The sequence below is a fragment of the Kluyvera intermedia genome (assembly GCF_034424175.1).
GTDB lineage: Bacteria > Pseudomonadota > Gammaproteobacteria > Enterobacterales > Enterobacteriaceae > Kluyvera > Kluyvera intermedia.
In genome coordinates this window covers 2,022,307-2,042,565 of the sequence record NZ_CP139986.1, presented here as the reverse complement: position 1 = coordinate 2,042,565, position 20,259 = coordinate 2,022,307, and the positions used below count along the sequence as shown (strand labels likewise).

The 20,259-nt window shown below is 49.8% G+C and carries 29 protein-coding genes, 3 tRNA genes and 1 pseudogene; 4 read left to right on the top strand and 29 right to left on the bottom strand.

Features of this window, described 5'->3' with window-relative positions; all coding sequences use genetic code 11:
- Positions 1-2: 2 nt before the first annotated feature.
- The 10 genes from U0026_RS09905 to U0026_RS09860 form a co-directional block, all read right to left on the bottom strand.
- A complete protein-coding gene (locus U0026_RS09905) occupies positions 3-656 on the bottom strand; it encodes an HK97 family phage prohead protease (RefSeq protein WP_062779602.1) in 654 nt (217 codons plus the stop codon).
- A complete protein-coding gene (locus tag U0026_RS09900) occupies positions 643-1,872 on the bottom strand; it encodes a phage portal protein (RefSeq protein WP_062779600.1) in 1,230 nt (409 codons plus the stop codon). The genes U0026_RS09905 and U0026_RS09900 overlap by 14 nt, the downstream gene beginning before the upstream one ends.
- Complete coding sequence (locus tag U0026_RS09895) at positions 1,872-2,057, bottom strand: hypothetical protein (protein ID WP_062779598.1); 186 nt, start codon at positions 2,055-2,057, stop codon at positions 1,872-1,874. The genes U0026_RS09900 and U0026_RS09895 overlap by 1 nt, the downstream gene beginning before the upstream one ends.
- Positions 2,058-2,066: 9 nt before the next feature.
- On the bottom strand, positions 2,067-3,824 hold the full coding sequence (locus U0026_RS09890; RefSeq protein ID WP_062779596.1) for a terminase large subunit: 1,758 nt from the start codon (positions 3,822-3,824) through the stop codon (positions 2,067-2,069).
- Entirely contained in the window at positions 3,824-4,321 is a 498-nt protein-coding gene (locus U0026_RS09885) for a phage terminase small subunit P27 family (protein ID WP_062779594.1), read from the bottom strand. Before U0026_RS09885 ends, U0026_RS09890 begins: the two co-directional genes overlap by 1 nt.
- Before the next feature lie 156 nt (positions 4,322-4,477).
- Positions 4,478-4,828, bottom strand: coding sequence for an HNH endonuclease (locus tag U0026_RS09880; RefSeq protein WP_073971243.1), 351 nt, complete (start codon positions 4,826-4,828; stop codon positions 4,478-4,480).
- Positions 4,821-5,414 (bottom strand): hypothetical protein, encoded by a 594-nt coding sequence (locus U0026_RS09875; protein WP_062779592.1) that lies wholly within the window; start codon positions 5,412-5,414, stop codon positions 4,821-4,823. The genes U0026_RS09880 and U0026_RS09875 overlap by 8 nt, the downstream gene beginning before the upstream one ends.
- Positions 5,396-6,856, bottom strand: a complete 1,461-nt coding sequence (locus U0026_RS09870) for a glycosyltransferase family 2 protein (RefSeq protein ID WP_062779590.1) — start codon at positions 6,854-6,856, stop codon at positions 5,396-5,398. Before U0026_RS09870 ends, U0026_RS09875 begins: the two co-directional genes overlap by 19 nt.
- Positions 6,856-7,416, bottom strand: a complete 561-nt coding sequence (locus U0026_RS09865; RefSeq protein ID WP_082806342.1) for an HNH endonuclease signature motif containing protein — start codon at positions 7,414-7,416, stop codon at positions 6,856-6,858. The genes U0026_RS09870 and U0026_RS09865 overlap by 1 nt, the downstream gene beginning before the upstream one ends.
- 375 nt (positions 7,417-7,791) lie before the next feature.
- Positions 7,792-8,019 carry a hypothetical protein gene (locus U0026_RS09860; RefSeq protein WP_062779627.1) on the bottom strand — a complete coding sequence of 76 codons (228 nt, stop codon included), beginning with the start codon at positions 8,017-8,019 and terminating at the stop codon, positions 7,792-7,794.
- 183 nt (positions 8,020-8,202) lie between these two features.
- Between U0026_RS09860 and U0026_RS09855 the strand changes: the two genes are divergently transcribed.
- Entirely contained in the window at positions 8,203-8,376 is a 174-nt protein-coding gene (locus tag U0026_RS09855) for a YnfU family zinc-binding protein (protein WP_218017079.1), read from the top strand.
- Positions 8,377-8,385: 9 nt separating this feature from the next.
- On the opposite strand, the pseudogene U0026_RS09850 reads toward U0026_RS09855, so the two are convergent.
- The 12 genes and pseudogenes from U0026_RS09850 to U0026_RS09795 all read right to left on the bottom strand — a co-directional run.
- Positions 8,386-8,655 (bottom strand): annotated as a pseudogene (locus U0026_RS09850) (hypothetical protein); the annotation flags it as partial.
- A 17-nt stretch (positions 8,656-8,672) separates the two neighbouring features.
- Positions 8,673-9,269 carry a hypothetical protein gene (locus U0026_RS09845; protein ID WP_062779587.1) on the bottom strand — a complete coding sequence of 199 codons (597 nt, stop codon included), beginning with the start codon at positions 9,267-9,269 and terminating at the stop codon, positions 8,673-8,675.
- Between the two features lie 11 nt (positions 9,270-9,280).
- Positions 9,281-9,457 carry a hypothetical protein gene (locus tag U0026_RS09840; RefSeq protein WP_164717394.1) on the bottom strand — a complete coding sequence of 59 codons (177 nt, stop codon included), beginning with the start codon at positions 9,455-9,457 and terminating at the stop codon, positions 9,281-9,283.
- A gap of 433 nt (positions 9,458-9,890) precedes the next feature.
- Positions 9,891-10,106: a hypothetical protein gene (locus U0026_RS09835; RefSeq protein ID WP_073971247.1), complete on the bottom strand. Its 216-nt coding sequence runs from the start codon at positions 10,104-10,106 to the stop codon at positions 9,891-9,893.
- On the bottom strand, positions 10,057-10,335 hold the full coding sequence (locus U0026_RS09830; RefSeq protein WP_062779736.1) for a hypothetical protein: 279 nt from the start codon (positions 10,333-10,335) through the stop codon (positions 10,057-10,059). The genes U0026_RS09835 and U0026_RS09830 overlap by 50 nt, the downstream gene beginning before the upstream one ends.
- Positions 10,332-10,556 (bottom strand): hypothetical protein, encoded by a 225-nt coding sequence (locus tag U0026_RS09825; RefSeq protein WP_062779734.1) that lies wholly within the window; start codon positions 10,554-10,556, stop codon positions 10,332-10,334. Before U0026_RS09825 ends, U0026_RS09830 begins: the two co-directional genes overlap by 4 nt.
- Positions 10,553-11,167, bottom strand: coding sequence for a glycoside hydrolase family 19 protein (locus U0026_RS09820; RefSeq protein WP_062779732.1), 615 nt, complete (start codon positions 11,165-11,167; stop codon positions 10,553-10,555). Before U0026_RS09820 ends, U0026_RS09825 begins: the two co-directional genes overlap by 4 nt.
- A gap of 8 nt (positions 11,168-11,175) precedes the next feature.
- Entirely contained in the window at positions 11,176-11,457 is a 282-nt protein-coding gene (locus tag U0026_RS09815) for a phage holin family protein (RefSeq protein WP_062779730.1), read from the bottom strand.
- The gene (locus U0026_RS09810; protein ID WP_062779728.1) at positions 11,454-11,855 is read right to left on the bottom strand and encodes a putative holin; all 402 of its coding nucleotides are present in this window, start codon (positions 11,853-11,855) and stop codon (positions 11,454-11,456) included. The genes U0026_RS09815 and U0026_RS09810 overlap by 4 nt, the downstream gene beginning before the upstream one ends.
- A 186-nt stretch (positions 11,856-12,041) precedes the next feature.
- Positions 12,042-12,116, bottom strand: a tRNA-Gly gene (locus U0026_RS09805).
- 3 nt (positions 12,117-12,119) lie between these two features.
- Positions 12,120-12,195 (bottom strand) — tRNA-Thr (locus U0026_RS09800).
- Between the two features lie 82 nt (positions 12,196-12,277).
- Positions 12,278-12,354: transfer RNA gene (locus U0026_RS09795), tRNA-Ile, on the bottom strand.
- A gap of 116 nt (positions 12,355-12,470) precedes the next feature.
- Between U0026_RS09795 and U0026_RS09790 the strand changes: the two genes are divergently transcribed.
- A complete protein-coding gene (locus tag U0026_RS09790) occupies positions 12,471-13,274 on the top strand; it encodes a DUF3800 domain-containing protein (protein WP_062779726.1) in 804 nt (267 codons plus the stop codon).
- 301 nt (positions 13,275-13,575) lie between these two features.
- Here U0026_RS09790 and U0026_RS09785 read toward each other — a convergent pair whose 3' ends face one another.
- The 7 genes from U0026_RS09785 to U0026_RS09755 are packed head-to-tail and all read right to left on the bottom strand — an operon-like array spanning position 13,576 to position 18,893.
- Entirely contained in the window at positions 13,576-14,358 is a 783-nt protein-coding gene (locus U0026_RS09785; protein WP_062779725.1) for an antitermination protein, read from the bottom strand.
- A complete protein-coding gene (locus U0026_RS09780; RefSeq protein WP_062779723.1) occupies positions 14,355-14,663 on the bottom strand; it encodes a hypothetical protein in 309 nt (102 codons plus the stop codon). The genes U0026_RS09785 and U0026_RS09780 overlap by 4 nt, the downstream gene beginning before the upstream one ends.
- A gap of 10 nt (positions 14,664-14,673) precedes the next feature.
- Entirely contained in the window at positions 14,674-16,029 is a 1,356-nt protein-coding gene (locus tag U0026_RS09775) for a replicative DNA helicase (protein WP_062779722.1), read from the bottom strand.
- Positions 16,026-16,940, bottom strand: a complete 915-nt coding sequence (locus U0026_RS09770; RefSeq protein WP_241973977.1) for an ATP-binding protein — start codon at positions 16,938-16,940, stop codon at positions 16,026-16,028. Before U0026_RS09770 ends, U0026_RS09775 begins: the two co-directional genes overlap by 4 nt.
- Entirely contained in the window at positions 16,915-17,823 is a 909-nt protein-coding gene (locus U0026_RS09765; RefSeq protein WP_062779720.1) for a hypothetical protein, read from the bottom strand. The genes U0026_RS09770 and U0026_RS09765 overlap by 26 nt, the downstream gene beginning before the upstream one ends.
- Complete coding sequence (locus tag U0026_RS09760) at positions 17,820-18,647, bottom strand: BRO-N domain-containing protein (protein ID WP_062779718.1); 828 nt, start codon at positions 18,645-18,647, stop codon at positions 17,820-17,822. The genes U0026_RS09765 and U0026_RS09760 overlap by 4 nt, the downstream gene beginning before the upstream one ends.
- A 30-nt stretch (positions 18,648-18,677) precedes the next feature.
- On the bottom strand, positions 18,678-18,893 hold the full coding sequence (locus U0026_RS09755) for a transcriptional regulator (RefSeq protein WP_062779742.1): 216 nt from the start codon (positions 18,891-18,893) through the stop codon (positions 18,678-18,680).
- A 153-nt stretch (positions 18,894-19,046) separates the two neighbouring features.
- Between U0026_RS09755 and U0026_RS09750 the strand changes: the two genes are divergently transcribed.
- Both U0026_RS09750 and U0026_RS09745 read left to right on the top strand, forming a co-directional pair.
- A complete protein-coding gene (locus U0026_RS09750; RefSeq protein ID WP_062779717.1) occupies positions 19,047-19,739 on the top strand; it encodes an XRE family transcriptional regulator in 693 nt (230 codons plus the stop codon).
- 171 nt (positions 19,740-19,910) lie between these two features.
- Positions 19,911-20,204 (top strand): hypothetical protein, encoded by a 294-nt coding sequence (locus tag U0026_RS09745; RefSeq protein ID WP_062779715.1) that lies wholly within the window; start codon positions 19,911-19,913, stop codon positions 20,202-20,204.
- Positions 20,205-20,259 lie beyond the last annotated feature (55 nt).

Here is a 20,259-nt window from a genome sequence, read left to right as displayed (position 1 = left end):
GATTAAAATTTGATATTTTTCAATGCATCCAGAGCGGCATTTACACCTTCAGCGTCACGCTGAGACAGTGCGCCATAACCCCCGGCCATGAATGCTTTGGCCTGGGTGCGAGAAAGCCCAACATCGCGCAGGACTCTTTCAATACTTTTCTGAGACGGCGTTTCACCGCGTGCAAACGCACTTTTCACATCGCTGATCCGTGCCTCATCATTTGACGGGAACGTGACCGGGCTGACTTCCCACAGGTCAATTTCCTTCAGCAGGAAAACCTCTTTAGTTCGGTCGTACTCCCAGTCTTTCAGCATGTACCCAATAGAAAGGCCGGTTAAAGAACCGGCCTTCATATGAGCGTGCGCACGTTTGGCGAGGGGATCGTCATCGATAAGAAGGCGGCCTTTGACATACAGGCCTACTTCATCCTCTTTCATCTCGGTGTAAATACCGATGGGTTCGTCCATCTGGTGTTGCCAGAGCATCGCCGGAAGAGATTTTTTGTCACCCCACGCCTTAAGTGATGCAGAGAAAGCGCCAGGCACAACCACATCGTCATAGCTGTCCTTTACACCGAACACCGACCCATAACCTTCGAATTCCCCGCCATCACTGACCGATTTCAGCTTTAGCGGGATATCCATGCGCTGTTTAGTCATCGCCATCAGGCTGATCCTCTTTTTTACTAGCCTTGCTGCTATCAGAAGGCTTTGTGGTCATGTTCATCGGGGTGAGATACACGTCACCGCCCTCCCTTGGGTTCAAATCTTCCAGTTCGCGGCAATCATTAGGTGAATAAATCCCCCAGTTGATACCGGTTGAATACGCTTCAAATCGTGACTTCATGTCGCCGCGCAACAACGCACCCGCATTGAATTTGGCGTAAAAAGTTCCCTGCTTGCTATCCTTCACCAGACCAATATTAATTCGCTGCTCAATACGCGTCAGATAAGGCACAAGGGAGTAGTTGATGAAGCCAATGCCGAGGTTTTCAATATTGTTGAAGGTGGCCCGGTCCGTGTTCTGCACCAGATGCAGCGGTACGCGGTATAAACGACAGATTTCCTCAAGCTGAAATTTACGCGTCTCAAGAAACTGGCTGTCCTCGTTATCCAGCGCCATCGATTTCCAGTCGAGACCCATTTCAAGGATCATCGGTCGGTGCGCATTACTCAGCCCCAGGTGTCGGTCTTCAAAATCCTTTTTCAGCCGACTGTAGGCCGCGTCGGTCAGCGTCTGCTCGGTTCGTAGTACACCTGATGTCACTGCACCATTGCTGAACAGACGGGAACCGTGCTCTTCAGTGGCCAGTCCGAGTGAAATGGCCTCTCTCGCATACGCGATAGGGTTCAGACCCACCAGCCCATCAAGCGTCAACGTGCGAACATGCCAGATATCTTCCTGCCCGAGCACGTCCGTTGAACCATCTGGGAACGTCACCTGATATACAGGTTCCCATTTGCTGTTCAGTTTGGGCTCGACGCAACCAGGGTCGATGGGAAGTAATTCAACGACCTCACCCAGCACCTTAACTTTGTAGGCGAAAAAATTCCCTCGCAGACAAAGGCAGACAACCAGCAGCTCCCAAAACTCTTGCGGGGTCATGTAGTCGTTGGGTTTCATGGATAACACTTTGAAAAGCCGCTCTGATACCGCTCTTTGCTTCGTGTTCCCAGTCATTTTGTACAGGCTGCAGGGCAACATGCCCACCGATTCAGCCAGTACCCTGACGCAGCCAAAAACTGCCGTCAGACGCATGGCCTTCTGACTACCAACCCGTTTTCCGGTGTAGGTGTCATACGACATGCCCACAGCCTCAGCCAGTTCAGCAGGTGTAGTAACCGGCCCATTGTTTTTCGTGAACATTCCAGGGAAAAACATCAGCTACTCCCTCCGTCCGTAGGCTTTCCGGTATCAGAAAGGGTGCGGGATACCATCCACGACCACAGCAGGCAAAGCACGCCGCCAGTAATGTAGCCAGCTGGCGGATAAACCAGCCACGCACCAAATGAAAGTAAAACAGCCCCCAGAAGCCCAATGATCGGGGCCAGAATAGACAGGATCATAGATGCCTCTTACAGTGAACGGATGCCATAACTTTCCAGGTGGTCAGAAAGGCAGTCCTGTTGCTCCCCACCGTTAACCAGCATTCGGCTCATTGCAGTGAATAATGCTGCAGGTCCGTCAATCTTGGCTTCCGGCGTGGATTTATTGGGGAAGATATTTTCGTTTTTATCCGGCTTAACGGTAACGTTTGACATCATCCAGTTCATGACCGGGTGGTTGCTGTGATGGAACCGACCGCCATACACCAGTGATTCCACCTCTTTCATGGATTCAGAGAAGTTTCTGACGGTCTGAGGGACCTCAACCAGCGGAACGCCTTCTTCTGCCAGCGCCAGGCTGAACTGTGTGGCACTCCATGGGTCAAATCCTGTTTCGCGCAGATTCTCCCCGCCGATCCACTCCATCAGGTCGCTTTTAATCTGGTGGTGATCAATAACATCACCATCAGTTAGCTCAAGCTTCCCGAGATCAGCCCACTTGCGATACATCTGCGCCATCTGGGCCGAACACTTCTCAAGTCGCCCTTCCGGAAGCCAGAATTTGAAGTCGGCGTGCGCGTGACCATCATTTGCCTGCCAGAGTTTCACTGCAGCACAGATATCAATCTTATGCGCAAGGTCAACGCCCACCCACATCGGGTAAGTTTTCAGCTCATGCTGGGGTGCGATATATTCGCATCTCTCCCACTTAATCATGTCCATCCAGGCCGATTCAGCCGTTACCCAAATGTTCATGTGTTTGGTGAAGAAATTCACTCTGGCGGAAACCTGTTCTTTGGCTTTTTTCGCCAGACGGCGGAGATCATCCCAGCGCTTACAGATACCTAAGCCTGGGTTGGCCTTTTGCCAGACTGTCTCATCAAAGGGATCATCGTCTTTATCGAGGGTGAAAATGATGGCGAAGAAGGTGTCATCCTTTAAAGCCCCTTCCACCTCGCTGTTATAGCCGCGCAGCACCTTAATGGCGTAGTCGCGCAGTTCGTAACAGATGCCCTCTTTGTTGAATCCCGCCGTGGTTATCCCAAACAGCAATGACTGAAGGCGTGCACCGGTTGCCGTTTCAAGAACGTCCCAGACATCACGGGTTTTATGCGCATGTAGCTCATCAACGATGCCACAGTGAATATTCAGGCCGTCGAGGTTGTTGGCATCAGAGGACAATGGCTCAAACTTAGAGGCGGTTTGTTCCTGATAAATAGCTAGTTTGTTAAATTCAAACAATCGCCCCAGCGTTGGTTTCGCCTTCTTGACCATATTTTTTGCATCTTCAAACACGATTCTGGCTTGATCGCGTGTTGTGGCCGCTGAATAAACTTCCGCACCACCTTCGCTGTCTGCGCCAGTCATGTACAACCCAACGCCTGAAGAGAGCGTTGACTTGGCATTTTTTCGGGCTACTTCGTTATAGGCGGTGCGATACCGGCGCACCATGACCGGGCGACCGCTTCCATCATTACGAAGCACCACTTCACCTGATATTTCATCGACCAGCGGGATAACGAACCCGTAAATGTTAATCAGGATGAAAATATGCCAGTCCATCAGCTCGATAGGCTGGCCTGCCAGCGCACCTTTGACATGAGGCACGAATTTATAAAAATTCAGGATATGCTGGGCGCGGGGCTCGCTGAAATAAATGCCGCGATCTTCACCCTGCTTCAGATCATCCAGAAATCGCTGACAGGCCAGGCGAACATACTCACAGGCGATTATATCTCCTGCCACCACGCGCTCTGCGTAGCGAATACCGTCACTTACCTTCGCCATTAATCCCTCGCTCCCATAAATTCAGCCAGTGGATCGACCTCGTCGGGGCTTTTCGCATTGACCTTTGATCGGCTGGCTGGTGTCATGCCAAACTCTGCCAGCATGGCCCGAAGCCGCTTCCATGCATCAGCCTTCATCATTGCTGCCGGGTGTGCCTTAATCATACGAATCTCACGTTCTCTGCCTTCGTCGGGCTCTTCCTCGCTGTAAACCGCGTAGGTGTAACCCTCACGATCCAGTGTGTCGCAGTGATTGCGGTACTCAACGTAAGATTCGACCAGAATTTCCAGGGCTCTGGCATCAAGCTGAGAAATGACGCCAACGGCATCCAGCTCTTCAGCCATTCGCTTGAACCAGTACTTGCCCTGCTTATCAAAATGCTTAGGTGTTGGGGGAACCCCTTTTACCGGGGTAGGCTCATTTTTATTAATCGGGCGCTTCGATGGGTTACCCCTGACCAAACGTAGATGGGTAGGGGTTTTCGGAGGTCCAGACATAATCGAAAACTCCTATTAATGCTTGGTGGGGATACCTCAAAAAAAAGTTCTCTAACCTGCGGCGATGTGAATAAAGGCTAGGCGGCGGTCCTGTGCGTTGATTCCACTAGAGATTTGACCCGCCCCTCCCCCTCTCTATGCAAATGATAATCGATGTCATTTGAATCGCTCACGTGCTGTCTTCCGCTTGTGGCAAGGCCAGCACAGGGCTTCGAGATTCGAATCGTCATCGGTACCCCCATGTGCTTTCGGTTTGATGTGGTCAACTGTCTTGGCTTCCACCGCGCGCTCATTGCGCAGGCATTCCTGACACAGCTGTTTGTCACGTTGCAGTATTCTTGCGCGCCTGATATCCCAGGCACTGCCATAGCCGCGCTCGTGTCTGCTCTTACCATTCTGATGCTGCTTCCAACCCTCATTTATGTGGTCTGAACAGTACCCTGAACGGTCAGTAGTTGTCTTGCCGCAGCCATGCTTACGGCACGCTCTCGGTATGCTTTTAGGCATCCAATCTCCATGCCTTGCGGCGTTCGGTGCGTGGTGTGTTGTCGGGGTGACGTTCAACGGTTGCCACATCTGCATGATCAGCCAGTGAGTAACATGGGTACACAACATCACCACCGCATGCGTCGCCGACTGCATAGTCGGCGGGCAAATCAGTATTCCATCGGGTGATAACCTGCTGCAGTTTTGACTGTGGCACGCTGTAGCACACGCCGTGAATGAGGCGGTTGATATTGATGTAATCTACCTGCCGCTTGTCCGCATCAATCAGCTTTGTAGCTATCTGCATCTGATACTGCGGCGGTCGACCTGTGCCAAGGTAGAAGCTGATGAGCGAGTCAGGAAAACGAGCCAGCCAGCCCGTAAGCTTGTCTCTGAACCCACGAACAGGCAGCGCGTCGTCTTCCAACACTACCACCCGGCATGTTTGCTCTGCTGCCCACTCAAGCGCACGCCGATGATTCCAGTTAGCGCCGTGATTACCGTAGTCAATCAGCAGATGAGCATCCAGCCTCATAGCGAGGCATAGTGCATGATCTATCCTTGAGTGGTGACCAACCACAACATACTTCACTTGTGTTTCCACCATGCAGTCTCCTTGCCGAAGCCATCCGTTTTAAAGATGGTGTGTACCTTAGGGCCGGTAACAATGCGTACACCAAACGACTTCGCAGCCACGCCGAACGCGCCCATGTCCACCAGCGTTGCGGGTGCTGTCTCCATCTTCCAGAAGCGATGGCTCTCTATCCGGTAGTAAAGCCGGATGATACGGTGCGCAAACTCCATTACATCCTCACGGCTTCCACCAAGCAGACCAGCATTAAGCAGTTGTTCATCACGATGCTGCTCGATGAATTCGCTATATGCTTTGCCGTGGTGATTAGCCTTCATCCATTCATCGGCATACGTCTTGTGCTCCGAGCCCACGTATATTTTACCCAGTTCCATTTCTGCCCAAGGCTCTCGTAGCATCTCAACGTCGGTACCGTCAGTACACCAGACAAGGTGATACTCAGGATGCGCCCGAAGGTACTGGTAGATGTGCAGCCAGCGAGCAAAGTAAGGGCTCATGTCCACCAGCGGGACTTCAAACAGACCGGCACCGGTTGGCGACTCTTTTAATTCGTCAGCTAGTACAATCGGCAGCGCGCCAGATATTGAGTCAGCCCAAGCTTGTAGAGCCTGCGGGTCGGGTCTCATCTTTCCGGTGCGCTGTGGGTCTGGCTGGCTAGTGAGCAGCGTAGTAATCACCAGGTTCGGATTGGTACCGTATGACGCGAACCCGGTATAACCACTATCGCGCCGGGCGTTGAATATTCCGACGTTACGTTTCACCAGCGCTTCGCGGTCAGGCCGGGGAATTGAACGCGTGCCCTCTTCGTGCTCATCCATCGAGTGAATCAGTTTTTCAGAGCCAACCACATCAGCGAACGCCCAGGTAGATAACCCCGCGTTGTAGATGCGAAGTGCAAGGTCTGGATGTTCATACATACCGAGACCGTATACCCGGTCAAAGCCACCAACCTTTTCGATGGCGCTGCGGTGGTAATAAAGCATCACGCCGCGTTGTCCGGTGTACGCCACATGCTGATCGTCACGATACAGCTCAGCCATATCGTTTAATTTTTTCGGCCCAGCAAGGTCTTTAAACTGATAAGCCAGATGTGGTTCTGGTGACTCGATGTAAGGCAGGTGCCAGTTATCGGCAATGGCATACGCATCGTCATCCCACAAAAATAAATGTTCGCATCCTGAGTCCATAAGGCATTCAAGGCTGGCATTTTTAGATGCGACAATCCCAAGTGACTTATCGTGCCGGATTAACTTGCACCAATCCGGCACTTTTGCTGGAGGGTTGGACCCGTCATCAATGACGAATACCACAGCGCCGGCAGGTAAATGTTTACGATGTTGCTCAAGTGAATTTGCGAGTACCTGCGGTCTGTTATGCGTAGTTATCGCGATCCCGATTTTATTGTGAGAAACGCTATCGGCGCGGACATAAGGAACCCCATCAATAATGACGTCCATTATTTCCCCTCAAATTCGTATCGTGCTTTTTCAACCGCAGCCGTTGCTTCGGATAATGTCCCAAATTCCTTTCGAAAAATGACATCGCCGTTTCGCGTAAGTGTTGCCCTGTACTTTCCGCTTTCCCTGACAGATACGCCCATCACCCCAGTGGAACTCACCGGCTTTATTCGGTTCCAGACGTTTACTGTGTGTGTCACCACCCTGAGGTGTTTTGGATTAACACACTTTCGGTTATGGCAGAGGTGATCAAGTTCAAAGCCATCAGGAACATTCTTGACCAATAGCTCATAACTGGCTTTGTGGGCCAGGGTCATCATCCCTTTGTGTTTAAACATTCCATATCCGTCTGGATTTATGTATGCAAGCCAGTTCCAGCATCCGGTTGAATCATCAACCATATACTTGCTGCTCAATCTATCAAGCGGTGATTTTGCTTCGAGGGAACCGGTTTTATAGAGCCGAAGATAATGCATCTGGCACATGCCTTTGCAATGCGCTGGCCGTTCACATGAATTAACGGAACAGGTTTTCCCTGCATTTCTAACAAGTCCGCTCATCGGAATTACCTTTTAGTGATGAACCTTGTCGCACAGGAGATCCGGCCCTCAGAAGGCTCCGACACCAGCCGGTTCCTCAAGGGTCATCCTGAAAGGTTCTGAGTAGAATGTGCGCGTGCGATGCGCATTAAAAAGCCACCAGCGGATGCCAGTGGTCTGGATAGGTTGTGGTGTACGTATTGGCTCGGGTATGCCGATCTTAGTCGGATAGCCATCGTAAAGGTGCGCTCGCCTTTTCCTGCTTATTTGACGATTAACACGTACACCACAATTCGTCATTATCACAGGCACTCAGAGAATGCTTGTTGTAATGCCGCTTGTGATGGCAACAAAAAACCGCCCGTAGGCGGCTGGAAAGACGGTCTTAATAATTACTCACAGCAATTTACTGGCGGCTTCCCTAATTTCCTCGATTGATAAAGTTCGGTCAGATGCTACGTGTACTAACACTGAGTCACCAGTAAGGGAGAGGAATCCAGCAGTCATAATTTGAAGCGATGTTTCCTCATCATTGGGATACGTTTTCTTAATTAAGGTTACACCCTGCATAACAGTCATGACCTCAGCTGGCTCCAGATTAAAAAAGACAATTACTTTGTTCATACCAACTCCCGTGGTAAAGCGGAGCCCGACCTTAACATGGGGGGCCAGCGAACACATGCTAATTAACGCTCTTGTCGGCGTACCATCTCGCATCTGCTTCACCATGAAATTACTGAGGTTATAAAAGAAGCTATTGACAGCCATGTAGTGTATGGTTATTAACCAATCACTAGGACAATCATCATGTCGATACTCAAAGATATTAAGATGCGTACTTTACGGCCTATGAAAAGTACTTGTCCTCACTGCTCCCGCCAGTCAACACACAGTCTGTCGAGAATAAAAAACAACATAACGCTAATCTGCCCCTACTGCGGGAACATTTATCTTCCCTCTGAGAGTAAACCAATAAAGTAACCGATTGATTTACTTGTAAACTAAGGCCCGTATATTCCCGGGCTTTAGTTGAGAAGCTCGGATTATTTCAATTTCCCGAATTCCTGCCAGCTGATTATTCGCCTTTTCTAAAGCCACAAGCAGCGGGTTAATCCACAAAACAGTCTGGCAGTATGTCAGCGTTCCGGAGGTAACGGTGCTATCACCGGCTGTGTCAGCGTTCCCGGTATCGGTGTGCATTGCGCTGGCACGTAAACGGTTCGTGTAGTTGAGCAGCCCACCAGCGACATCAATAGTGACCTGCATGAACTCTCCTGTCAGCGGCCGCGCTGATGCCAGATTAGACCGCCGGGCTGACATTCTTTCTGAACGGCTTTGCGGACGGCCTCTTCAAAAGAGGAATTTGCCTTATCGTTTTCTTCAATACTGATATGCATTTTTACACTGTATTCCGCAGACACCATGCCATTATCAATAAAGGCATCGTGAATAAATACCGTATCAGTTTTGCAAGGGCTGAAAGGTTCTGCTCCTTTAATCTCGCCAATCCTTACTCTGACAGCACCATCGACATCTTTCAGGCTGATGAGTCCGCCGACAAACTGCACTGGCAAGCTATCCCATGAGGTTGGAACTCCGTCATCATCTACTCGCAGCGCCACTAATTTGTAACCGTCCGGCATCAGGATTTTTTGAGAGCGTTTGAATGGTGACTCTGTGTAGCCGGTAAAGGTGATAGCCCCAACATTGAAACCCTCAAAGATGCTCCCGGAGCGCCAATCACGTCCCACGGCATAAAGATGCACGCGGCATGTATCACCACGCTTAATCTGGTTCCCGGCACCGTCGGTGGTGATGGTTCCTAAAGAAGGAAGCGTTACTGTTACTTCACAAATTTGATAGGTATTAGGCATGGTATTTCCTTTTAGCGTGAGCTGAATTGTTTGAACGTAGAAGGACTGCCGCTACGCAAGGTGTTTTGGGTTTCGTCAATAGCCCCTACAACAATGCGTGGTATTCCCCGTTTATTGGCAACGATGAAATTCCCATGGGTACGAATAAACACTCTCAACCCAGCTTTCGATTTTTTGCCTAATTGCATGATATTTCCCTTTTAGGCGTGAGCCTGTCGCACGGCAAATCCGCCGAAAGTTAACGGTTTGCCCAGGCTCACAGCTGAAAGACTTTCTTTGATGTGCGCGTGCGATGCGCATTAAAAAGCCCCGCTATTGCGAGGCTCTGGTTTCTTTCTGGCAGTTCGCCTGCCACACTTTTTTATGCGCCAAATTGCTTTTTTTGGCTAGTAAGTGGATATTGCTCGGATGAAACGAATGGAGATAACCAAATGAGACAGGTACTTTTTGCATGGTTTGTTTTAACAAATACCTTTGCTTGCATTACCGCCAGCATTAACTTGAACAACTCGCTAATGCTTGATTCAGTCGTGCCATGGATTGTTGGGGTATCTCTTGCAGCAATATCGAATTACTTATTGGCTAAAAAGCTGAAGAACAGCGAGTTTCTGTAGGCCACGATTAAGGAGTTAGTGCATTCACTATTTCAGGCACTGCGTTTGATGTGTTCCTGCAGTTCGACTGCCAAGCTTTGTTATGCGCCAGCACATCGCGCTTGGTCTGTTTGTCCATTACGGTGATGTCGTTGTCAGTGAGGTAAATTGGCTTTACCCAGTCACACGCTGTATCAACGACCACCGGGACGGGTGAAGTTTTCGCGCAGCTCGCGATCAACATCGTCATCAGGCATATGGTTAACAGTCTGCTGTGCATTGCTGGCCTCTTTGGTTACTTCCACCCGGCGTTCTGCTACCGCTTCTGTTGCTGCTGCACGTTCTTCGGTGCGTTTCTTGTCTGCTTTTGCTTCCGCTTTTCCGGTGCCGCGTATATGGCCCAAACCAAAGCCACCAGCTGCTGCGACCATTACCGCGCCAATTACACCGATGATAATTTCGAGAATGCTCATGCAGCCACCTTTGGCTCAAAGGAACGTGCGTTGATTGGCTCGCCATATGGGAATGACCAGTTAAGCCAAGTGAATGTTTTCAACTCACACATACCATCAAAAACTTCTCCTGGCTCAACATTGATGTAGCTACAGACGATATGGAATTCATTCCCTTTTTGCTGTAATACAACGGTGTCAGTTTCCCAGCGAGGAATAAGAAGACCTAGCCACTTATTCATAAGAGCACCGCTTTTGCTTTAGCATAACGTTCACGGCGGTCGTTAATGCCGTTCTGTCCACCGTTGATAATCTGGGTAATGCGTACCAGGTCACCTGAGTAATTCAGGCACCCATTAGAAACGTAGAACCATGCAGCAGAACGAGCGGCGTTTGCGTCCATCTCTAACTGACTCGGGTTGCCAACTAAATCCAGCTTCAGGGCAGTTCCGCATTTCCCGTAATTTTCACGGCCGGTAATCTGAATAAGCCCGCGTCCACGGAATGCCCATCCATCCCCTGATTCTTTGTTACCCATTCGACCGCCGTATACCAGGTTCGCAATCTGGGGTTGATGTGCAACCTGCTTACCATCAACTCGACCTAACATTTCACATTGATATGCCGTTAGACGTTTACCGAATGTCGCTTTCAGTCCTGCAACCGAATAATTGAAGTTCTCAAGTACTCGGGTAAACCCTGCTGATTCATGTCCAGCCTGGGCAATGAACATGGCCTTATCATCTGGTCTGGTGATTCCGAACTCTTTCATTGCAGCATCAATATGCGGAAACCAGCGCGCAGCTAACCCGGCGCTTATGCCAGCCGCCCTTTGAAATTGTGATTGGTTCATATGTTTCTCTACTGGAGGGATTCTCCGGCGATACGTGCGACATTACCGCGAGCACGCCAGACGATGACACAGACGAAAACGTTCATAATCAGTTCGCCATAATCGACCTGGACATAATTTCCATGCCAGATACGGAAAGCCACCCAGGCTGAGCCAAGGATTAGCCCATAGGCAAGCCAGGCCATTCCCGGGCGATGCCGCCCACCTCGCTTACGGAAGAAAAGAAGTCGAACGGATATCAGGATGCAGGCTATTGCATTAACGTTGATGAGAAGTGTTTGCCATGTCATTTTTCCTCCTTCAGTCCCGGTAGACTGCCGCTGCGAGAACGTGAAAGTACACGCAACAGGATAGTGACTGAGATGGTGGAGGCCGCCAGCGCCCCAATAGCTGGAGTTACTTTAATTTGTACTGGTGGGCTAAGGTGACTCAATCCGGCATTAATCAGAGCAGCAATAATTTCCGATGCTGTCCCGGCGCTGTAAACCCCGCCAATGAAGGATATCAATGCGAATATGAACTGCTTCCAGAGCTTGTGATCCTGTGAGGAAAGTACATACAGCGCAGCGCCTGCCAGAGCGCAGATCATCACTGCCGGAGTTGCTTCAGGAAATAGTGAAGCAAACGTAACACCTGCTGATCCTGCTGCTACCCCACCAGCGATAGCAGTAGATAATGGTTCGGACATCAGTCCCCCTCATTGCTGTGAATCCTCTCAAAATGAGGGGAAAAGGCCGCATGCGGCTGTAGTAGATATGCCCCGAGCGTAGCGCTGGATGGAGATTCAGGCTCTCGGGCTGATTTAACAACAACACGAAGATGGGGTTTCCCGGAGCCTGAAATAGAAAAGGCCCGCCGAAGCGAGCCTAAAGAATGGAGCGGTCAGCGGGAATCGAACCCGCATCATCAGCTTGGAAGGCTGAGGTAATAGCCATTATACGATGACCGCATTTGGTGCCGACTACCGGAATCGAACTGGTGACCTACTGATTACAAGTCAGTTGCTCTACCTACTGAGCTAAGTCGGCATTGGTCCGCCATCGAGGCCTCGAACCCCGTACTATACAACGCTTACGGTTGGTTGCTCTTCCTGATGAGCTAATGGCGGTTTGGTGGCCCTTGCTGGGCTTGAACCAGCGACCGAGCGATTATGAGTCGCGCGCTCTAACCAACTGAGCTAAAGGGCCGAGGTCGCGATGATACATAAGTCAACCCGCCACGCCAAGCATAAAACGATCTTTATCAACACGTTATATGTGTGATTAAATATCACACTTAACTATAACCATGTGGCATCAACTTTATGGCTGAAAATGAACATCCTGGAAAAATGATATGGCATATTGCTTGCGACGAGTCGGGTATTGACGGTCAGCGATTCTATGGATTTGGCAGCCTTTGGATGAAATATCAACGGCGTGGTGATTTTGCGCAACTAATCAGGAATCTCAGAGAGAAGCATTCTTTCTTCGAAGAAATCAAATGGCAAAAGGCATCTTCCAAGCGTTACGCCGATTTTTATCACGAACTAATTGATCTCTTCTTCAAGGTTCCGTGGCTAGCTTTTCATTGCATAGTGGTTGAAAAATCAATGGTTAATAAATCATTTCACAATGGTGATTATGATTTAGCCAGGAGAAAGCATTTCACCAATCTCATATCAACGAAAATTGGCTCTGTTATATCAGCTCATCCAGAACGAGACTGTTACTTCAGAATCGAAGTTGACCCAATTGCATCTCGCTACAAAAAAGCGGATGAAGAATTCCATGTGATTGCCAACAACATGTTAAACATTAAATTTGGTCGCCAGGGAATAATCAGTAGCGTTGTCACGAAGGACTCAAAAGCATCTGAAAACATCCAGATTGCCGACTTTTTCTTAGGTGCTGTAATGTGTGCTTATCAAGGCAGGGCATCATCTGAAGCTAAGCTCAAGGTGTCAAGCAATGTTGCTTCTTATTTGGGTTGGCCCCATTTGCAACATGACACGTGGCATACAGAAAGGAAGTTCAATGTATGGTACTTTTATGACAAAACCAGAGGGCCGAGAGATATAGAAACAAAACCAGTAAGACTGAAATACCCTCTTCCGAAAAAGAAGTAGATGTCGACCTCTCAGCCGACATGGTTGGAGTCCCAGACTAATTATCGAGTCGAAGTTACCAACTTGGCGGTTAACTTTTGGGAGCCGCCTCTTCATTCCCAAATCTTTGAATAAGCCAAATCTACATGGGCAGGCATCCCCATGTCAATAATAGCCAGCAATAAAAAACCCGCACAGTGGCGGGCTTTTTTGAGATTAATTATCTACAGGCGTTATACTCCATAATCAGAAGCATACAGGACAGTTTTATGCAAAGTCAACCCTAACGTGCAAAAAACTGTCGCCATTTGCTTCGATCATATTAATAAGTTGTTGCCTTCTCAAATTCTACCGCCGCATGACGCTCCCCCTGCCGTAGAGTGTCCACCAGCATTTCGTAGAAAGGTTTCCAGTTGCGTGACCATGAGGACTGATGAAGGTCCGGAAGATGCTTAAGAATGGCACGGTGTACCGTCGCCGAGGAGATAGCAGAGAAACCATGTCCAGAGCAACGTTCACACGTTTTGAAAACTGGTGTGCCGCGGTCTTTAGTGGCTTTGCGGTCCAGCACTTCGCCTTTACCGCCACATCTGCACCGGGCAAGGATTACTTTCTTTCCTTCGCATGTTCCGCAAACCCTTTTCACCAGTTCGTTTTTAATCTTCGGGGCCACCACTGCGGCGCCGTCGGCGTCGAAAATACCGGGGTGTTTAACCACTTCCTCATTCCCTGAGATAAACCCGGTACCGCTGCAACTGTGACACGTCACGCTGGTTGCCGCCGAACGGGAGTAATCCGCAAAGGCAAATTGTGCCAGTATCTGCATGCACCATCCGAACTGCCCACCAGCTGCTTTGCGAACATTCTTTGGTGCGGCATCCATCGCGTGACGCACCAGCGCCTGAACTGCCAGTTGTTCATCTGTTTTGCTGATACCAGCTTTTCCGAAGAAAGCCGCCAGGCCAAACCGCGCGCGGCTGCTGGTGGTACCAATGGCCGCCATTACATCAGTTCCAGTAAGGCGATCAGGAGAGGTTCCTTTCACGTCGTCGCTGATGTGCATACCCTGAGGGCTAAAGTGTTTGAGTGATGCTTCCAACTTCATTGGATGGTATCTCCATTCTCAGCAGTGCCAATCCAGCCAGGGTGAACCCACTGGACAACCGTGAGTTTTTCTCCTGCATCCCAGAGAGTCAAACTCCGCATAACCATGTAATGCATGAGAGGTTTCTCATGATAGAGGTGGTTATCCGGCAGCCCTTTCAGAAATTCATCAATGGCCTCGGTAATTGCGCCAAAGCACTCGGGCTGATCACTGCAGCCCGTTGCAATTTCATTCGCAGCCTCTTGCAGTTCCATAAAGCGTTCTTTAGTAAAGAGGTACGACATTTCACGGATAAGACGATCCATTAAGGCTTCCTTACGCATTTGCATAGCGGCGTTGATTAGTTTGTTGTTTCGGTGCGCTCAACTGGCGCGCTGCTTCCTGATCGATTGGGTGGAAGTGACCGTTATAGAAACGGCGGTAAATGGTGCCCAGTGCACCGTTGCGCTGCTTGGTAATGGATATTTCAGCAATCGCACGTGCTGGCGATTCCGGGTTGTATACCTCATCGCGATACAGCATCAGAATCAGGTCAGCATCGGCTTCTATCTCACCGGAGTTTTTCATGTCTGAGTTCATCGGTCGTTTATTGGGCCGCTGCTCTACACCGCGTGAAAGCTGACTGAGCGCAACCACAGGCGTCTTGTTGGATTTCGCTAGGCGTTTAAGTCCCTTTGAGATATCGCCGACCGCCAAATCGTGGCGCCCGCTCCCCATGACTTTAATCAAACCGAGGTAATCCACTGCCACCAGCGCGATCTCCGGGTGTTCCACCTGCATGCGCGTGGCGGTCTGACAAATCTGGTCAACATTGAGGTTGGTCGCGTCAACAATCCAGATAGGCCTACCAGTGAGGCGACCTACGCCCGCGCTCAAGCGAGCCCAGTCCTCATCCTCAAACTGTTGCGCAGACTTGAGGCGTGATACTGGAAGTCCACCAGCAGCAGACACCATACGTTCAGTGATTTGAATCCCTGCCATCTCCATGCTGAAGAACAACACGCCATGGCCCTGCTCCGTCACTTTGTCGATAATGTCGAGAACCAGCTCCGTTTTCCCCATCGATGGACGCGCAGCGATAAATACCAGGTCAGTCAAATCAAGACCACCGGTCATAGCGTCCAGCTCCTCAATACCGGTACGGAGGAATCGCCCTGCACCACCGTTCGCCATGGTTTCCTCAACGCGGCTCACCACCTCCGGGAGATAGTCATCAATCGATACCGCCTGGATGATTCCAGCACCAGCATCGATCGTCGACATAACCTGGCGGGCACCTGCCAGTGCAGCCGCCGCTGCTTCGGGTGTGTTTGATGCCCGAATATCAGCCAGAACCTTCATCACCGCAGCTTCGCCATCGCGGATTGCTGCGTTGCCGATCAGTGTCTCGACGTAAGCGGAAAATGAAGATTTCGCCCATGCGCGCCGCCCGGTTTCCGTGATGATGGCGGCATACTGCGGCATGCTGTCGCTCAGTAACACCGGATCGATGACGCCATTTGCGCGAGCCTGTGTGCAAATACCGGAGTAGATATCCCGATATTGCTTCACATTGAATGCGCTGGCGGGCAGCCGAGAAATAACATCAAGTACCTCTGGATCTGCGCCACGCAGAAACATTGCCCCCAGCACGGCCCCTTCAAGTTCGTCATTTCGCCACTGGTAACTCATGCCGCTGTACTCCCTTTGCCACGATAGCTGGCCCAGTCAAAAATCAGTCGGTTGTTGCCGCCGTCAGTCACACGGTCAACGATACGATCACCAACACCCTGTCGAAGCTGCTCCAATGTCAGATTGCTGATAACGATGGTGGGTAGCATGCTCTCGTAACGGGTATTAATAAGCTCCTGCAAGATGGCAAGCTCAGAGAGATTTCCAAGCTGGGCCCCTAATTCATCGATAATCAGCAGATCAGGCGAAGTGAAATCAGCAAGCACATCTGACTCCGTGCGTTCAGCATTACTTCGCCAGGTAGATTTTACCGACCGCGAGATTTGCATAACGTCGGTAAACAGCACCCTGGCCTGGTGATCACGAATGATTTTTTTTGCCAGACCTACCGCCAGATGGTTTTTCCCGGTACCGCAGCGACCGATCATAGCCATACTGATACCGGCAGACAGATATTCAGGCCACGAATTGGCATATCGCAGACATGCATCACGATTTGACTCGGCTGCGGGGGTAACTGGCTCGTAGTTTTCTAGCTCACAAAACTCGAAACGTCGTCCGATACCTGCATCAGTCAACAGGTCAGCGATTCGGTGATCCAGCAGTGCACGTTCTGCGTTATCAAGATCAGCCCGTAGGCATTCAGGGCAACCAGAGTGCATGCGATGTGCTGGGTGCTTAGGCAATTGAACCTGGAACGAATACTCACGATATTCACCATGCTTGCCACAGCGCGCGGTAGCAGGCTCATTGGTCGGTTGGTTCCGCCAGGTGTATGGCAACTCACCCGTCAGGGCATAGCGCAAATCAGCATCAATGGCATCGCGATTCGCCAGGAGATTCGCGCGTTCGGTATATTTGTTCGGATTATTCATGGTCGCTATCTCAACGTAAAAAATCTGGATTTGCATCGCCGTAGTTCTGGGTGCGGTAATCACCTGGCATCAGGACGTTACGCACACCGCCAGACGCGTTTGGTGCCGCAGGCGGAGTCCATGGTTCCTCGAAGTGCCGATCCGGGCCGAAGAACGTCGCTGCCTGCTTGACGTACTCGGTACCGAGCTTGCCAGTGGCGCGGATGAACGCGGCATACCTGCGAACACCATCAAGAATGGCTTGCGGCGTAGCGCCTTCCGCAAGGCGGGCTTTCCAGTGCTTAAACGCCGCGCCCTTCGGATTGCCACCAGCGCGTTTTGGGTATTCCTGCCAGACCAATTCGAAATCCAGGGAATACTCCTGGCGTACCGCTGGTTTCGTATCACTGGTTTTCTCGGATGATTTACCACTTCCGGAAATGGCTGTCGGTGTAGCGGCGCCAGCCGATGCACCAAGAGTATTTTTAATCTCTGTAGTAGTCTTTGTTGTAGTAACCATTAGAGATCGGGCGTTTTTCCCCTCTTCCATCGGTGCATCCTGCGCTTGTCGATCAGGGCAACTTGCCCCGTTCGATGAGGGCACCTGTTCCGCATCATTAAGCAGCTCGCAATCATGGTTGATGGTGTAATAATTTGTCCGGTCATGCTGAGACTTATTGAGCTGCTCGACATCGAGACATCCCTGTTTGACGAGTGATGTAAAAGCGCGTTTAACGGTATCTGCTGACCAGAACGGGAATTGTTTTACCCACGACTCATAGCTGTTGAACACCCAGCGGCGACCGGAATGGATAACTCCCTGCTCTTTGTCGTTAATCCAGTAGTTAACTTGCTGCAATACGATCGCTTCGTTCAGACCGATGCGCGTAGCAAGCTCAGGGTTGATGACTAGAGGGCGAAAATTAAAAAGCATGCTCATGCTGCACCCGCTAACTCAGTATCGTGAGTAAACTTGCCATCCCAGCGCTTCTTCATCGGAAGATGCCCCTTGAGATAGTGTCGGTAAATCCACACCGCGCCTTTGCGCAGCAGGATCGGCTTGAATGTGTCGCGCATATCACCGTCGTCCTGCTCCACCTGCCCGGTACGCTCACTGAGATACAGATCACGCGCATAATTATTTACCCGCCAGCGCGGATACTTAGCTTTTGGCTGGTCGTCATAGAGCCAGTTATGTTCGAACAAAAACGCATTGACCTGCTGTACGTTGACGCCGTTAAGCTGCTTACAGAACTGGCAGGGAGACATACCTGGCTGAAAGAGATTTTCCAGGTGCTCGATATATTTCGCCTGGCGCTCGACGTATCCAAGTGCACGCCGGGCAGCTTCACGTTCGTCAGCCCATGCGCGGGCAGCAGCCACTTCATCAGAAAAATCAGGCAGATCATTGGACGGAGTAAGGCTGTATGAGCCAGTTGCTCGGATTGATGGCAACACATCAGCAGTGACCCAACGTTTGAAGCGCTTAGCCTGCTTTTTGCGACTGCCCATAATTGCAGCATACAACCCAGATTCATTGATAACTGATTGATTTGTATAGTTACATCCAATTAGGATGGTTTGAGTATCTTTATCCTCATCATCAATTAACTTTGTCATCGCCTGCGTCTGGCTGTAACTAAGCGCAAGGGCTACATCCGCAGCCACAAACCACGGGACATCGTTAATCAGCAAGGTCCGAACTGAAGCCAGCAGCTCACCAGCATCAGACTTAAAGTCGAATGTTTTGATAGCGGTTTTCATTTTGAGCTTCCTGTTGTTCGTTGCGACATGTCACGCCCCATTACCCGGGTGCGGGAATAGAGTCGGCAAATCAGGACGCAGTTCATGAGGCTTAACAACGCCATTAACTGCATTTGAGACTGCCACTGCATGGACCGGAGAAACTTTCTTGATCCCCCTGACCCACTTCCAGACGGCCCCTTGCGTAACGCCAACCTTTTTAGCTAGCGAACTTTGTCCACCAGCAACGTAAACGGCCTTCGCCATTGGAGATTCAAAAACCTCATCTGTCATAACAAAGCCCTTAGTATTAATATTAAAGATATAAAATAATACCTAAGGAATAATTAATCAAGTATTATCCGCTTGCCATGGCTAATCCTATGGTATTAAATATGCACAGAAATTGGAGATTCTTAGATGAACACACTTGCAGAAAGGCTAAGGCTGGCGATGATTCATGCCGGCGCAACTCAAAGTCAATTAGCGCAAAGGGTTGGGGTCAGCCAGGGGGCCATACAAAAGCTAACCTCTGGAAAAGCCCAGTCCAGCGGGAAAATCGTGGATATAGCCAAAGCCTTGGATGTAGATCCAATTTGGTTAAGCACTGGTGAAGGCAGTATGGGACCAGCAAAAACTCCAGAGCAGAGGATGTTTGGCATCACCCCATGGGATAAGCAAACGCCGCTTGAGGATGATGAGGTAGAGGTGCCTTACTTGAAGGATATCGAGTTCGCATGTGGAGATGGCAGCGCCCTTAATGATGATTACAATGGAAAGACACTTAGATTTTCCAAAGCAACATTGCGAAAGGTGGGAGCTAATAGTAATGGTGATGGCGTTCTATGCTTTGCTGCACACGGAAATAGCATGGAGCCAGTGATCGCTGATGGCTCAACCGTTGCCATAAACTGCCATGACAAGCGTATCGTGGATGGTAAAATTTACGGCATCAACCAAGGTGGATGGAAAAGGTTAAAAATCCTCTACAGATCTGGGCCAGATAAGGTAACAATCAGAAGCTACAACTCTGATGAATACCCTGACGAAGAAGTAGACATGAATAGTCTTGAGGTTTTAGGAAGGCTGTTTTGGGTATCAACAATCTTCTGATCCGCTACCAAAAAAGCACCAAGCCGACCATAGTGTCGGCTTTTTTATTACTAAAATAATCTTCAATAACAGATACATAAGAAAACTATTATTCTTTTTGTATTAATACCATTGACCTTCAATTAATACTTAAGTATTCTCATTTCATCGGCAAACCACGGAGCCAATGAGATGAACACAATCTCCCAACCGAAAGCAACTAGCCAGATATTTGATATTCACGCCAAGCTTAGAGCAGCTAATTCGCATTGGTCTTATTGCCATGCTGTGCAGCCCCACGATAAAGAATTTGATTACCAATTTAATACGACATTTATTGATGGGATGGAGTTCGCTATCTACGAACGTGTAGATAGATATTTTGTTTTAGTTGATTTTTTCAAGTCATATGAAGAGGCATGTGATGATGCTAAAAAAATCATTGATGTACATCCTGATATTAAAAGAATGTTCTCCGCCAGCTAACTAATTAACTCAATTAATAATAATCAACACCTTTTAGGGTGGGGAAAGACTCACC